This is a genomic window from uncultured Oscillibacter sp. (assembly GCF_910587525.1).
GTDB lineage: Bacteria > Bacillota > Clostridia > Oscillospirales > Oscillospiraceae > Oscillibacter.
The window spans coordinates 1-14,503 of sequence record NZ_CAJULS010000055.1 but is presented as its reverse complement, the minus strand read 5'-3'; the positions used below and the strand labels follow the sequence as shown (position 1 = coordinate 14,503).

Annotated in this window: 14 protein-coding genes and 1 pseudogene; 11 read left to right on the top strand and 4 right to left on the bottom strand. The window is 61.9% G+C overall.

The genetic code is table 11. The features are described 5' to 3' along the window. Nucleotides 1–1,039, bottom strand: a 1,039-nt coding sequence (locus QZ326_RS06705; RefSeq protein ID WP_295742953.1) for a PEP/pyruvate-binding domain-containing protein, incomplete at its 3' end; no start/stop codon positions are given. A gap of 455 nt (nucleotides 1,040–1,494) precedes the next feature. Here QZ326_RS06705 and QZ326_RS06700 point away from each other — a divergent pair. From QZ326_RS06700 to QZ326_RS06660, 9 genes and pseudogenes are all read left to right on the top strand, one after another. Further along, nucleotides 1,495–2,358 carry a DNA polymerase III subunit delta' gene (locus QZ326_RS06700; protein ID WP_295742952.1) on the top strand — a complete coding sequence of 288 codons (864 nt, stop codon included), beginning with the start codon at nucleotides 1,495–1,497 and terminating at the stop codon, nucleotides 2,356–2,358. Beyond that, a pseudogene (locus tag QZ326_RS06695) lies at nucleotides 2,355–3,167 on the top strand (stage 0 sporulation family protein); the annotation flags it as partial. The gene QZ326_RS06700 and the pseudogene QZ326_RS06695, both read left to right, overlap by 4 nt. 549 nt (nucleotides 3,168–3,716) lie before the next feature. Beyond that, nucleotides 3,717–4,559, top strand: a complete 843-nt coding sequence (locus QZ326_RS06690) for an HAD-IIB family hydrolase (protein WP_295742947.1) — start codon at nucleotides 3,717–3,719, stop codon at nucleotides 4,557–4,559. Between the two features lie 210 nt (nucleotides 4,560–4,769). Then, complete coding sequence (locus QZ326_RS06685; RefSeq protein WP_295742944.1) at nucleotides 4,770–5,159, top strand: helix-turn-helix domain-containing protein; 390 nt, start codon at nucleotides 4,770–4,772, stop codon at nucleotides 5,157–5,159. Between the two features lie 146 nt (nucleotides 5,160–5,305). Then, nucleotides 5,306–5,698 (top strand): GntR family transcriptional regulator, encoded by a 393-nt coding sequence (locus QZ326_RS06680; RefSeq protein ID WP_295742941.1) that lies wholly within the window; start codon nucleotides 5,306–5,308, stop codon nucleotides 5,696–5,698. Beyond that, nucleotides 5,679–6,374, top strand: a complete 696-nt coding sequence (locus QZ326_RS06675; RefSeq protein ID WP_295742939.1) for an ABC transporter ATP-binding protein — start codon at nucleotides 5,679–5,681, stop codon at nucleotides 6,372–6,374. The genes QZ326_RS06680 and QZ326_RS06675 overlap by 20 nt, the downstream gene beginning before the upstream one ends. Next, nucleotides 6,368–7,192: a hypothetical protein gene (locus QZ326_RS06670; RefSeq protein ID WP_295742937.1), complete on the top strand. Its 825-nt coding sequence runs from the start codon at nucleotides 6,368–6,370 to the stop codon at nucleotides 7,190–7,192. Before QZ326_RS06675 ends, QZ326_RS06670 begins: the two co-directional genes overlap by 7 nt. A gap of 66 nt (nucleotides 7,193–7,258) precedes the next feature. Continuing rightward, nucleotides 7,259–7,729 carry a small multi-drug export protein gene (locus QZ326_RS06665; RefSeq protein WP_295742934.1) on the top strand — a complete coding sequence of 157 codons (471 nt, stop codon included), beginning with the start codon at nucleotides 7,259–7,261 and terminating at the stop codon, nucleotides 7,727–7,729. A 25-nt stretch (nucleotides 7,730–7,754) separates the two neighbouring features. Further along, nucleotides 7,755–8,360, top strand: a complete 606-nt coding sequence (locus QZ326_RS06660; RefSeq protein WP_295742931.1) for a hypothetical protein — start codon at nucleotides 7,755–7,757, stop codon at nucleotides 8,358–8,360. Between the two features lie 407 nt (nucleotides 8,361–8,767). On the opposite strand, the gene raiA is transcribed toward QZ326_RS06660, so the two are convergent. Further along, nucleotides 8,768–9,316 (bottom strand): ribosome hibernation-promoting factor, HPF/YfiA family, encoded by a 549-nt coding sequence (gene raiA, locus QZ326_RS06655; RefSeq protein ID WP_295742928.1) that lies wholly within the window; start codon nucleotides 9,314–9,316, stop codon nucleotides 8,768–8,770. A 349-nt stretch (nucleotides 9,317–9,665) separates the two neighbouring features. Between raiA and QZ326_RS06650 the strand changes: the two genes are divergently transcribed. Further along, nucleotides 9,666–10,358: an aspartate/glutamate racemase family protein gene (locus QZ326_RS06650; protein ID WP_295742926.1), complete on the top strand. Its 693-nt coding sequence runs from the start codon at nucleotides 9,666–9,668 to the stop codon at nucleotides 10,356–10,358. Nucleotides 10,359–10,444: 86 nt separating this feature from the next. Next, nucleotides 10,445–12,355 carry a M3 family metallopeptidase gene (locus QZ326_RS06645; protein ID WP_295742922.1) on the top strand — a complete coding sequence of 637 codons (1,911 nt, stop codon included), beginning with the start codon at nucleotides 10,445–10,447 and terminating at the stop codon, nucleotides 12,353–12,355. 60 nt (nucleotides 12,356–12,415) lie between these two features. Here QZ326_RS06645 and QZ326_RS06640 read toward each other — a convergent pair whose 3' ends face one another. Together QZ326_RS06640 and QZ326_RS06635 are read right to left on the bottom strand one after the other, a co-directional pair. Then, entirely contained in the window at nucleotides 12,416–13,435 is a 1,020-nt protein-coding gene (locus tag QZ326_RS06640) for an aldose epimerase family protein (protein WP_295742918.1), read from the bottom strand. Between the two features lie 10 nt (nucleotides 13,436–13,445). Continuing rightward, nucleotides 13,446–14,503: UDP-glucose--hexose-1-phosphate uridylyltransferase (locus QZ326_RS06635; protein WP_295742915.1), on the bottom strand; the 1,058-nt coding region annotated here is incomplete at its 5' end.

Here is a 14,503-nt window from a genome sequence, read left to right as displayed (position 1 = left end):
GGGCGGCGGCGGCGGTGCGCTTGCCGTTGCGGGTCTGGAGCATATAGAGCTTGCCATGCTCCACGGTGAACTCCATATCCTGCATATCCCGGTAGTGGTCCTCCAGCCGGGCGCACACGTCCTTGAACTGGGCAAAGGCCTCGGGGAACTTCTCGGCCATCTCCTGGATGGGCATGGGGGTGCGCACGCCGGCCACCACGTCCTCGCCCTGGGCGTTGGTGAGGAACTCGCCCATCAGCTTCTTCTCGCCGGTGGCGGGGTTGCGGGTAAAGGCCACGCCGGTGCCGCAGTCGTCGCCCATGTTGCCGAAGGCCATGGACTGGACGTTGACAGCGGTGCCCCAGGAATAGGGGATGTCGTTGTCCCGGCGGTAGACGTTGGCACGGGGATTGTCCCAGGAGCGGAACACGGCCTTGACGGCGCCCATCAGCTGCTCCTTGGGGTCGGAGGGGAAGTCCTGGCCGATCTTGGCCTTGTACTCGGCCTTGAACTGACCGGCCAGCTCCTTCAGGTCCCCGGCGGTGAGCTCCACGTCCTGCTTGACGCCCCGGGCCTCCTTCATCTTGTCGATGAGCTGCTCAAAGTATTTCTTGCCGACTTCCATGACCACATCGGAGTACATCTGAATAAAGCGGCGGTAGCAGTCCCAGGCCCAGCGGGGGTTGTTGGACTTCTTGGCCAGCACATCCACCACGGTCTCGTTAAGGCCCAGATTCAAAATGGTGTCCATCATGCCGGGCATGGAGGCCCGGGCACCGGAGCGGACGGAGACCAGCAGAGGATTCTCCAGATCGCCGAACTTCTTGCCGGTGATAGACTCCATCTTCTCGATGTACTCCATGATCTCGGCGAAGATCTCGTCATTGATCTTCTGGCCGTCCTCATAGTACTGGGTGCAGGCCTCGGTGGTAATGGTGAAGCCCTGGGGCACGGGCAGGCCGATGTTGGTCATCTCGGCAAGGTTGGCGCCCTTGCCGCCCAGGAGCTCCCGCATATTGGCGTTGCCCTCGGTGAACAGGTAGCAGTACTTTTTGCTCATCTTCATTCCTCCGTTTTTTTGTCTCTGCCCCGCCGGGCAGATGATGTCTTGTGTCCGTGCACGGGTCTGTGCTGCGCCGGTCAGATCAGTTAGCTATAATATTATAATAGGTCATTTTCTGGAAAACAATTCATAAATTTCATAAGAAATTCACCAGAAACCGGAATAATCCCCTCCGTTTCTGTAAGTTTTGCACAAAACGGCGAAAAACCGTCTCAAAAATGGACGTTTTTTGCGACTTCTCCCCCCGGAATGTTTTGGGCACACGTTTGCGTTCCGAAGAAATTTTTTCATTTTCCGCCGCCCTGCCCATCCGGCCGGACGGCGCCCCTCCGGCACGGCGGGGACTTGCAATGAAGCCGCCGGCGGGGTATAATTGTGGGGCAGAGGACCGCCCGGCTCCCCTTCGGAACCGCCGGCGGAATCCCATATCCGCCAGGAGAGGAGCTGCCGCCATGGCCCCTTTTTCACCCGCCGACCCCGCCGCCGTCCGCATTCGGGAGGCCGCCGCCCGGGGCACGCTGTCCCATGCGCTGCTGTTCACCGGCAGCGGCGATCTCGCCGGCGCCGCCCAGTACACCGCCGCCGCCCTGGAGTGTCGGGGAGAGGGGGCAAAGCCCTGCGGCGTCTGCCCCGCCTGCCGGAAGGTCCTGGCAGGCATTCACCCTGATGTCGCCACTGTCCGTGACGAAGCCCACAAAAATATCGCTGTGGACGTGGTACGCAGTCTCCGGGCGGACGCCTATATCCGCCCCAACGAGGGCCGGCGGAAGGTCTACATCTTTCCGGACTGCGGCCTTTTGACGGAGCAGGACCAGAATGTGCTGCTGAAAATTGTAGAGGAGGGTCCGCCCTACGCCGCTTTTCTCTTCTGCGCAGAAAATGCCGCCGTGGTTTTACAGACCCTGCGCTCCCGCTGTGTGGAGCTGAAGCTCCGGCCCGGAGCGCCGGACAGCGCGGATGGCGAGCCTCTTCCGGAGGCCGCTGAAAACCTGTGCCGGGTTTTGGGCTCCAAAAAGCGGGGTGCCGCCGCGGAGCTGGCGGTGCGGCTGGAGAAAAAGCGGATGACCCGGGAGGACCTTTCCGCCATGCTGGAGGGGTGCCGGGAGGCCTTTTCCGCGGCGCTGCTGTCGCTGTATGGGCAGCAGCCGGAGGAAATTCGCCGGGAGACCGTGTCTTTTCTCGCGAAAAACTTGACAAAATCCCAAATTGTGCGCACAATAGAGTTGTTGCAGAAGTACCGCGGGGAATGCGCCTATAACGTTGGCCCAGGCCATGTGCTGGGCGCCCTGGCGGTGGAATTGGAGGATATCTTTTGACAGAGGTAATCAGCGTCCGCTTTCGGGGCGGCTGCAAAAATTATTATTTTGATCCCAGGGGGACTGTGGTGAAGATGGGGGACCAGGTGATCGTGGAGACCGCCCAGGGCCCGGAGTTCGCCACCTGCACGGAGGGCAACCACGAGGTGGATGATTCCGCCATCGTCCGCCCCCTGTGCGCCATGCTGCGCATGGCCACGGAGAGCGACTGCCGCACCGTGGAGTACAACAAAAAAAAGGAGCGGGAGGCCTTTGACATCTGTGAGCGGAAGATCGCCGCCCACGGCCTGGAGATGAAGCTGGTCAACGTCTCCGCCAGTTTTGACGGAAACAAGATCATTTTCTACTTCACTGCCGACGGCCGGGTGGACTTCCGGGAGCTGGTGCGGGATCTGGCCTCCGTGTTCCGGGCCCGCATCGAGCTCAGGCAGATCGGCGTGCGGGATGAGGCCAAGATGATCGGGGGCCTGGGCATCTGCGGGCGGCCCTTCTGCTGCTCCCAGTTCTTGGACGGCTTTCTCCCCGTCTCCATCAAGATGGCCAAAACCCAGAATCTCAGTCTGAACCCCACCAAGATCTCCGGCACCTGCGGGCGGCTGATGTGCTGCCTGAAATACGAACAGAACGCCTATGAGGACGCCGCCAAGCGGATGCCCAAGGCGGAGTCCTTTGTTCAAACCCCCGACGGCCCCGGCAACGTGAAGAGCGTGGACCTGCTGCGGGAGACCATGAAGGTCTCTTTGGATTCCGCCGGTCCCAACGAGCCCTTAAGGACCTACCGCAGCTGCGAGATAAAGGTGCTGCGCAACGGCAAGGGCAGCCGGGAGGGCATTGAGATCCCGGAGCGCCCCGCCCGGTACGTAGAGGAACGGACGGAGGAGCCCTTTGACATGCCCATTCTCTCCACCCCTTTCTATATGGACCACCCCTTGGAGGACGCTCCTGTCCGGGAGAAGTTCGGCCAGGAGGGCGGCGAAAAGCGCATCCGCCGCCACCGGGGCGGACGGCGGACCCACAGCGGAAAGCCGGCGGCCGGCGGCCAGCCGCCCCGCCCGGCGGAAGAGCGGCCGGCCGGCAAAAAGCCCGCCGGAGGCAGCGCAAAGCCCAAGTCCCCCAAGCCCCAGCAGGCCAAGAGCGACTCCTCCGGCGAGGGCGGCGAGACTAAGCGCCGCAAGCCCTACTACCGGGGCGGACGCCGCCGTGGCAAGGGCGGCGGTACGCCGCCCAAAGGGGAATAAAGCCCCGGCGCAGCCGAAAAAAGCGGACGTACGCTAAAGCCCGTATCCTGAAACCGCACATCTTCCCGCCGCCCGCGCCGCGGGCGGCGGTCTTTTTCAGATTAGAAAGGAGCAGCCCTCATGGGAAAATTTGACGGCGTACTGCTGGCCAGTGACTTTGACAACACTCTGATCTACACGGAGGAGGCCCTCCGCACCGGCGCGCCGGTGCCGCCCCTGCCGGAGCGGAACCGGGAGTCCCTAACATACTTCATGGCCCAAGGGGGCCGCTTTGCCGTCTCCACAGGGCGGGCTCTGGCGGCCTTCCTGAAATACGCGGAGCTGGTGCCCATGAACGCTCCCGGCGTAGTGTGCAACGGCGCGGCCCTGTACGACTTCCAGACCGGGGAGTATCTGGAGACCGCCCTGCTGGACCAGCGGTCTCTGGAGCGCGGCCAGGTGATTCTGGACCGCTTTCCCGCGGCAGCGGTGGAGGCCTATCACATCGGAAATGTGATTCACGCCGTACATCCCAACGAATTCACCCGCCGGCACGAGCACCTGACCAAGGTAGCGGTGACCGAGACCTCCAGCCTGACCGAGGTTCCCCTGCCTCTGGGCAAGCTCCTCTTCGAGGCGGAGCACGGGACGCTGGAGGAGATTGTGGCCTTTCTGCGGGGGCAGGGCTGGGCCGGGGACTACGAGCTGATTTTCTCCGGCCAGACGCTGCTGGAGATGACCGTCAAGGGGGCCAACAAGGGCGGCATGGTGCGTCGCCTGGCCGGGCGGCTGGGGATCTCCATGGAGCATGTCTACTGCGCGGGGGATGAGGCCAATGACATCTCCATGCTCACCGCCTCCCGGGAGGGGTTTGCGCCTGCCAACTGCATTCCCGCTGTGCGGGAGTGCGGGGCCACGGTCGTGTGTGATGCCCGGGAGGGGGCGCTGGCAGACGTCGTAGCCATTCTGGACCAGCGGTACTGAGGTGTCCGGCCTTGGGCCGGGGACGGGGGATTCTGCCGCTTTGCGGCACGGAATGCACCAGCCATTCTTACAGCTGTATCCCTCCCCGCCCGTCGGGGTGAGCAAAAGCTCCCCTGCAACCTCAAGTTGCGCATATTCCGCATTGGGTTGCTGGTAAAACCACCCGAAAATTGGGATATTCTTCTCATCAACCCTCAGGAGGACACCCCTATGCCCTTCGGAGAAAAACTGCAAAAGCTCCGCGCCCGGGAGGGTCTCAGCCAGGACGCTCTGTCGGAGCTCCTGAACGTTAGCCGCCAGGCGGTGAGCCGCTGGGAGCGGGACGGGACCATGCCCGAGACGGAAAAAGTCATCCGCATCAGCGGCTGCTTCCACGTCACCACGGACTATTTGTTGAAAGGCGGCCCGGAGCGCTTCCCCCATCCTCCCGTCCCCTGCCGGACCCAGGCAAGATATGGAATACGTATGGCTTCGTGCTGGGGTGGCTGCTGGCGGCCTGGGGCTGTCTGTTTCTCCTGTCGGCCTCTCCTGTTCCTGACCCCGGGTCTCCTTCTGGCCTTTCTCCCGCCCCGGAAGCGCCGGGACGAAAAGCCGAAATAACACGGTATCCCCTGCGCCCCGGCGGTTGCCCGCCTGGGCGTTGAATTATTTTTGAAAAATTCTCTCCTACCCCCTTGACAAATCCAAAATCTGTGCTATTGTATTAGTTACACAATACAGGCATACAGACGTACAGGAGGTTTGAGATGTTATGGCTATTTAGCGGCGACGCCCCCATCTACTCGCAGCTGATCGAGCAGATCAAGGTGGGCATCGTCTCCGGCGTGTTTCCGCCGGGAGAGCGCCTGCCGTCGGTGCGGGACCTGGCCACGGAGGCCGGGGTCAACCCCAACACCATGCAGCGGGCGCTGACGGAACTGGAGCGGGACGGTCTGGTATACAGCCAGCGGACCGCGGGGAGATTTGTGACGGAGGACAAGGCAATGATTGAAACGGCGAAACGCGCCCTGGCGGAACGGCATATCACCGCCTTTCTGGACGCTATGACCCGCCTGGGCTACCAGCGGGAGGAAGTCATCAATATGCTGCGGCAGGAGATCACGGGAGGGGGGAACGGCGATGTCAGTCTTGCAGTGTAACAACCTGACCAAGCGCTATGGCAAGGCTCCGGCCCTGGAGCAGGTGAGCATTACCATCGAGCCGGGCCGGATTGTGGGATTGCTGGGCCCCAATGGCAGCGGCAAGACCACCCTCATCAAGCTGGCCAACGGCCTGCTGACCCCCAGCGAGGGAGAGATCCTGATCTGCGGCGCCGCCCCCGGCCGGGCCACCCACGCCCTGGTGAGCTACCTGCCGGAGCGCACCTGCATCCCCACCTGGATGTCCGCCCGGCAGCTGCTGGACTTCTACGGCGATTTCTACCCCGACTTCCGCCGGGACGCTGCGGAGGAGATGCTCCAGCACCTGGACATCTCTCCCACCCAGCGGGTAAAGCAGATGAGCAAGGGCACCCGGGAAAAGGTCCAGCTCATCATGGTCATGAGCCGCCAGGCAAAGCTGTATCTGCTGGATGAGCCCATCGGCGGCGTGGACCCGGCCACCCGGGACTACATCCTCTCCACCATCATCAGCAACTATAACCCCGAGGCGGCGGTGGTCATCTCCACCCACCTGATCTCCGATGTGGAGAAGGTGCTGGACGAGGTGATCTTCATCAACCGGGGCCAGGTCATGCTCCAGTCCTCCGTGGACGAGATCCGGGAGGAAAAGGGCATGAGCGTGGACGCCCTGTTCCGGGAGGTGTTCAAATGCTGAGGAAACTCTTAAAGCACGAGTTCCGGGCCACCGGGCGCATTATGCTGCCGGTGATCGGCATCCTGCTGGCCACGTCTGTGCCCGCCAACCTCTCTCTGCGGTATCTGCTGGACAGCCGCACCTGGTTTCTCAGTATGCTGGGCATTTTGATGCTGACTGCCTTCGGCTTTGCCATCTTCGGCGTGTGCATCGTATCCTTTGTGCTGATGATTCAGCGGTTTTATAAGAACCTCCTCCAGGACGAGGGCTATGTCATGCTGACCCTGCCGGTCTCCATCCACCAGCACGTCTGGTCGAAGCTCATCGTCTCCTCGGTGTGGTTCATTGTCACCACCCTGGCGGTGATTCTGGCCAGCTGCATCGTGGCCTTCGATATTGACTTCATCAGATACTTCTTCACAGGCCTGGGAGAGCTCTTCCAGGAGCTGCGGAAGGTCCAGGCCTACTACGCCATCAATGGCACGGCGATCATCATCGAGCTGATCGTACTGGTGTTTCTGGGACTGGTGTCCATGTGCCTCCAGTTTTACGCCGCCCTGGCGGCGGGCCACAGCCTTCCCAGCCACAAGATGGCCTGGTCGGTGGTCTGGTACTTCGGCCTCCAGTTCGCCTTTCAGATCATCGCGTTCAGCGGCATCAACATTCTGGATCAGGTGAACTTTTTTTACTGGGGCATTTTCCACCCCGACATCCACCTCAGCGCCATGGCGGGGATTCATATCGGGATGTTTCTGCTGATCTTCGCCAACGTGGTCTACGGCGCGGTTTTTTACGGCATCACCACGTTTTTCTTGAAAAAGCGCCTGAACCTGGAGTAAACTGTCCCATAACGTGTCCGCGGGCCGGAGGGGTGCCCCCCGGCCCGCCCTGTTTTGGAGGATTCCATGGCCTTTTTTGAGACTGTTTCAAAAGAGCTTCTTCTGACCTTCACCACGGCGATGGTGCCCGTGGTGGAGCTGCGGGGAGCCATTCCCCTGGGCATCGCCGCGGGACTGCCTCCGGCCCTGGCCTGCGCCGCGGCCATTCTGGGCAACCTGGTGCCGGCGCCCCTCATCATCCTGCTGGCCCGCCGCGTGGCGGACTTTCTCCGGGGCACCCGGTTTTTCGGCCCCAGGATCGACTGGCTGGAGCGCCGGGCCCACCTCAAGGGGCGGCTGGTGCGGAAGTACCGCCTGCTGGGGCTGGTGATCCTGGTGGGCATTCCCCTGCCGGGCACCGGGGCCTGGACCGGGTCCCTGGTGGCGGCGGCGCTGAACATCCGGATGCGCCACGCCCTGCCGGCCATTGCGCTGGGGCTGGTTGCGGCGGGCCTCGTCACCACCGCCCTGACGCTTGGGGTTGTTCACCTCTTGTAGTCATGCATTTTAAGGAGGACATATTATGAAAAAATATACCGCCCTGTTTTTCTGCGCCGTCTGTGGAACGGCCATGGCCCTGCTGCTCTCCGGCTGCTTTCCCGCGGCGCTGATGCTTCGCCCCTCCGAGCCCGACGAGGCCCTGGAGGCAAAGATGGACGCGTGGGAGAACACCGTGCAGGACCTGGAAGATGCCTGGAACGGCCTGGACGACGACTGGAGCGCCAAGTCCCACTACTGGCAGGTTTTGGATGCCGGCGGCCTGGAGATCTGCGTCATTGACACAGAGGCGGCCGTCCAGCGGGTGGACGATCTGGTTCAGGACGACATGGAGTGGGAGCAGGCCTCCAGCGTGGAGGGTGATACGCCGCTGTACACCTACGTATTCATGCAGCAGAAAACACTTCTGGCGGGACAGGACCCGAACGCGGAGCGGGAGTACGAGGAGGTACTGCGCTTTACGGTCTATGAGGGCACGGACGTGATGTCCATGACGGTCCTGGAGAGCCTGGGGGACTACCTGCCCTCTTCTGTGGAGGATTGGGAGGACATCCTGACAATTCACGCCAAGCCCCCGGCAGAAATCGCGGAGGCCCTGCGGAACCCGGCCCAATTCACGGAAGCCGAATAAGCGACGCGCCCGCCGTTAGTCCGGGGTACTTTGTAAGGCTCTCTTTCTGCTCCTTATCGTATTTTACCCTTTGTGTTGATGAAGCCATGCGCTGGCGATTTCACAAATCGCAGCTTCAAACAAAAGAGAGAAAATTCTTATGAAGAGGATTGCGCTTTTGTGTTTGATCCTTATAAGTCTGACTGGCTGTACATCTGATGCAAAAAACGGCACTGGTGGTATTGACATATTTGCCGAAGGAGGCCCATGAGATTACTCGCAGCGGTGTCAATTCCCTGATCGAATGGACCGAGGCTGTCAGTCTTTCCGACCGGTTTCCTCTCCCTCAGCTCCAACAGATCAAAGCGGCGCTTTTGCGCCGCTTTTTCCTACCAAATGGGGAGGCCTTTCGGCCTCCCCATGCTTCTCTATTCCTCTTCGTCCGTGACGATAAGGCCGTAGCCGCCGGATTTGCGCTTGTAGACAATGGACAGGCTGTCGTCGTCGCTGCTGCGGAACACAAAGAAACTGTGGTCCAGCAGGTTCATCTGCAAAATGGCCTCCTCAGCGCTCATAGGCTTCACCGCAAAGCGCTTGGTGCGGACGATGGGAAACTCCTTCTCCTCCGCCACTTCAAACTCATCCGCCGGGGCCGGGGGCGGGAAGCCCTCGCTCCGCAGGCGCTTGGACAGGCGGGTCTTATTTTTCAAGATCTGACGCTCAATATACCCCACCGCGGCGTCCACGGCGCCCCGCATATCCCCGTCCGGCGCCTCCGTCTGGGCCCGGAGGAGCGTGCCGCCATCCCGGATGGTGACCTCCACGGCGCACAGGTGATCCTTCTCCACGGAGAAGAGCACGTGAGCGGTGGCGTTGTCGTCCCGCAGATACTTCTCCAGCTTGGAGATCTTCTTCTCGGCGTAGTCCTTGATGGAGTTGTTCAGAGAGACTTTCTTGCAGGTGTAGGTGTACTTCATCGAGATCGCTCCTTTCGTGTGGACGGGAGGCGCATCCTCCCTTTTGTGTAGTATAGCACATCTGGCGGTCTTTGGAAAGGGGGTTGTGGTGAAAAGTTACAATTTCTTTTTACCTGCCCTGATTCGGCAAAAAAAGTGGAAAAGCGTCAAAAGTTCCTATTTACAAAGACGCGCCCCAGGGTGTAAGATAATCCAGGAAGCTTTCCAATATCCCACCCGCTTGGGCCGCACGGCGCGCGTCGCCGGGCGGCCCCTTTTTATGTTCGCCTCAGTTGGGCCAAATCTCTTGTGCTCGCCCCCGTCTTTTGATATAATTAAATTCCATAGATCAAATGTCGGGAGGCTGCATATGAAAACCATTGGACTGATCGGCGGAATGAGCTGGGAGAGCACGGTCCTCTATTACAAAATCATCAACGAGACCGTCAAAGCCCGGCTGGGCGGGCTGCATTCCGCAAAGATCATCCTGTACAGCGTGGAATTTGATGAAATTGAACAGTGCCAGTCCAGCGGTGATTGGGGAAAGAGCGGCAACATTCTGGGCCGGGCCGCCCAGGGCCTGGAGGCCGCCGGCGCGGATTTCCTTCTGATCTGCACGAATACCATGCACAAGGTCGCTCCCCAGGTCGCCTCCATGATTCATATCCCCATCGTACATATCGCGGACGCCACCGCCGACGAGCTGGAGAGATGCCGCGTCCGGAAAGTGGGTCTGCTGGGCACAAAATACACGATGACCCAGGATTTTTACAAACAGCGTCTCATTGACCGGGGCATTGATGTGGTAATCCCGGATGAGGCCGGCATCGACCTTGTAAACAGCGTCATCTTCCACGAGCTCTGTGTGGGCGAGATCAAGGACGCCTCCCGGGAGCAGTTCCGGCGCATGATCGGCCGTCTGAGGGACGAGGGCGCGGAGGGCGTCATTCTTGGCTGTACCGAGATCGGCCTTCTCATCCATCAGGAGGATTCCCCGCTGCCCGTCTTTGACACAACTTTAATCCATGCAGCCCGGGCGGCCGGGATGGCGCTGGACGGCTGAGGCGGCGGCAGTCCTGGAGTTTGTTTTAAAACCGGCAAAACGCCGTTTTAGTACAGATTCTAAGCATTTTCAGCGAGGTGCGTTTTATGAAAAAACATTTTTGCGCTCCGGGTCTGGGTGCGCTCCTGCTGGCAGCCTGCCTGATGCTGACAATCCCGGCCCGGGCGGCCGGCCGCTACCCGGAAAAAGAACATCTGCCGGTGGATTTCGCCGACATGGAATACACCGGATATGACGGCGCCGCCCTGCGGTCCGCCCTGTCCGCTCTGGAGCAGATCGCCGCCTCCCCCGCCGCCCGGACGGAGGACGCTGAGGTCCGGGCGGCGCTGGAGGAGCTGTACGGCCGGATTCTCTCGGAAGTGGACCAGCTGTCCACCCAGTCCGCTCTGATCGGCATCCGCTATGACGCCAACGGGGCGGACCAGGAGGCCGCAGACGAGTCCGCCGCCCTCTCCCAGCTGTCCGTCCAGCTCTTTGACGAGTGCTACCGGACATTGGGCCTGCTGGCGGACACCCCCTACCGGGACATTCTGGAGCGGGACGCAGGGCCGGAGATCCTGGACGAACTCCGGAACTATCAGGCTCTGACGGACCGGGAATCCGCCCTTTACGAGGAGGAGGAGCGGCTGGTGCAGGCTTACGACCAGGCCATGGCCCGCCCGGCCCAGGTCATTGTGGACGGGCAGGTGTGGACGGAGGAATCCCTCGCCCAGGCCCGGGAGCTGGACGACGGGACCTGGCGGGAGATCAGCGCCCTGCTGGAGCGGGAACAAAACCGGGCCGCCGGGGAGATCTTTCTCCAGCTGGTACGGGTGCGGACGGAGATCGCAAGGGAGAACGGCTACGACAGCTACGCCGATTACGCCTACCGGGAGAGCTACGACCGGGACTACACCACGGAGGATATCGAGACCGTCCGCCGGGCGGCGAAGCGGTACTGGGTCCCCCTGGAGGTCAGGCTGATGGACGCCCTCTCTGAGCGGGACCTGCGGGCCCTGGACGTGCGGACCCGGGCCTTTGGGGACGATATTCTGGACGCCGTCGAGCCCTATATGGAGCGCATTGACCCGGAGCTGGCGGAGACCTTCGCCTTTATGCGCCAGTACCACCTCTACGACATCGCCCCCAGTGACAGCAAGCTGCCGGTGGGCTACACCGTAGGCCTTCCGGCCTACGGCACCGCCTTCATCTTTGATGACCCTTACGGGGACCACCAGGACTACAGCACCGTCATCCACGAATTCGGCCACTTCAACGAGACCTTCCACAGCGCGGAGCACGACCTGTGGTCCTCCTTCCACATCGACGTTGGGGAGATTCACTCCCAGGGGCTGGAGGTGCTCTTCACCGCCTATGCCGGCGAGATCTTCGGCCCGGAGGGTGGCAGGGCCTTCTACTGGGCCACCATCTCCAACATGGTCAGCTCCGTGCTGGAGGGCTGCATGTACGACGAATTCCAGACGGCGGTGTACGCGGACCCGGATATGACGCTTGAAGAGGTCAACCGTCTCTTCAAGGACATCTCGGAGGAGTACGGCTACTTCTATGAGGAGGACGAGGAGGAGAGCTGTTTCTGGGTGGAGATCCCCCACAATTTCCAGAGCCCCATGTACTACATCAGCTACGCCACCTCCGCCCTGTCCGCCCTGGACCTGTGGCTCATATCCCTGGAGGACCGGGACAAGGCGGTGGACATCTATCTGGACCTTGCGGCCATGGGCATGTCCCGGCCCTACCGGGAGACCGTGGAGGCCGTGGGCCTGCGGGACATCTTCCGGGAAAAGACCATGCGCCTTCTGGCGGACGGCATCCAGGACCGCCTGGCAGAGGAGGCCGGGGAGCGCGGCAGCGGGAACCTTTCCGCCGTTCTTCTGGGCGCCGGCTTCGGCGGTGCGGTGATCCTGATCTCCGCGGGAACCCTGCTGGTCTGCTGGAGACGGCGGCGGAAGCAGGCGGCCATGGCCCGGGCGGCGGAGACGCCCTGGGAGATTCCCTGAGACGGGCATTTTGCAAAGCGGCCCCGGAGACGTGTTTCCGTCTCCGGGGCCGCTTTTCTTTTATTTTTTGAGAAAAAACCGCCAGGAGGTGGTCTCGCGGTACTCCTCCCCGGCCCGCAGGATGGGAGACGGGAAGGACGGCTGATTCACCGCGTCCGGGAAGTGCTGGGTCTCCAAACACAGTCCGCCGGCCCTGCCGTATTGGGCCCCGCCCTTGCCGGGCCGGTCCGTCAGGAAGCCGGAGGTGTAGAACTGCATCCCCTCCAGGGTAGTGCATACCTCCAGGGCGATGCCGGTGGCGGGGCAGTACACCTCCGCCGCTGGGGCCGTTCCGCCGTCTAAGACAAAATTGTGGTCGTAGCCCCGGGTTCCCTTCAGGAAGGGATCTCCCAGCCGCTCCTCCAGCAGGGCCCCCTGCCGCAGGTCCAGGGGCGTGCCGTCCACCGGGGCGATCTCCCCTGTGGGCACGTTGCCCGCCCCGCTGGGGGTATAGCGCCCCGCCCCAAGGGTCACCCGGTGGCCCGTTATGGAACCTGTGTCATGGCCTGCCAAGTTGAAATACGTGTGATTGCTGAGGTTCACCACCGTGTCCCGGTCACAGGAGGCCCGGTATGCCATGGTCAGCGTACTGCGGCGCAGGGTGTAGGTCACCTCCGCGCAGAGATTCCCGGGAAACCCCTCCTCCCCGTGGGGGGAGTTCAGGGAGAAGGTGACGGAGTCCTCCCTCAGGGCATAGCTCCACAGCTTCTTGTGAAAGCCCTCCGCCCCGCCGTGGAGGGTGTTGGCCCCCTCGTTGGCGGTGAGGCGGTACTCCTCTCCGCCGATGGTAAACCGGGCGCCGCCGATGCGGTTGGCGCACCGGCCCAGGGTGCCCCCCAGGGCGGAGTTCCAGTCCCGGTACTCCGCCGGAGTATCGTAGCCCAGGCACACGTCCACGGTCCGCCCCTCCCGGTCCGGAACCCGGATGGCCCGCACCGCCGCCCCCAGGGGGATCAGCTCCACGGACACAGGGCCGTCCGTCAGTGTCAGCAGGGGGATCTTCCTCCCGTCCAAAAGTCCAAAAACTTCTTGTGTTACCATCGCAATTCCCTCACTTTACCGTCTCAATAAACCGCAGGAAAGCGGCCCGCCCTTCGGCAGTGCATTTGTAGACGCCGGCGTGCTCCAGCACCTGTGCAAAGACGATGCCCACCTCTTTTTTCAGGATGTCCAGGGCGTTCTCCTGCGTGAAGGAATACCTCGTTTTCAGCTCCTCCGCCCAATCGGCGTGCTTGCCGAGAGTCTCTTCGGCCCGGAGGTCTTCTCCCTGGACCAGGGCATCTGCCAGCAGCGTCAGCTCACCCTTGAGGCGGGCGGGCAGCACTGCCAAGCCCATGACCTCAATGAGGCCGATATTTTCCTTTTTGATGTGGTGGAGCTCCTGGTGGGGGTGGTAGACCCCCAGGGGATACTCCTCCGTGGTGATGTTGTTCCGCAGCACCAGGTCCAGCTCAAATTTTCCCTCCCGCATCCGTGCGATGGGGGTGATGGTGTTGTGGGGCTCTCCTGCCGTCTCTGCGAGGATGAAGGCATCTTCGTCGGTGTATCCCCGCCAGGCCAGGAGGATTTTGTCCGCCAGCTCCACCAGCCGTTTATCGTCTCCGCAGCGCAGGCGGATGACGGACATGGGCCAGCGGACGATACCCGCCTCCACGTCATCAAAGCCGGGGAAAGAGACCGGCCGCTCCACAGGGGCCCGCTCCATGGCGAAGGTATACCGCCCGCCCTGAAAGTGGTCGTGGCTCAAAATGGAGCCGCCCACAATGGGAAGGTCTGCGTTGGAGCCCACGAAATAGTGGGGGAACTGCCTGATGAAGTCCAGCTGCTTGCGGAAGGTGGAGCGGTCGATCTTCATGGGGGTGTGCTCGGCGCTGAATACGATACAGTGCTCGTTGTAGTAGACATAGGGAGAGTACTGGAAAAACCAGTCCCTGCCGTCGATTACAACGGGGATAATCCGGTGGTTCTGCCGGGCGGGGTGGTTTATGCGCCCGGCGTAGCCCTCGTTCTCCCGGCAGAGCTGGCACTTGGGATAGCCGCTCTGGGGGACCGCCTTGGCGGCGGCGATGGCCCGGGGGTCCTTCTCCGGCTTGGAGAGGTTGATGGTGA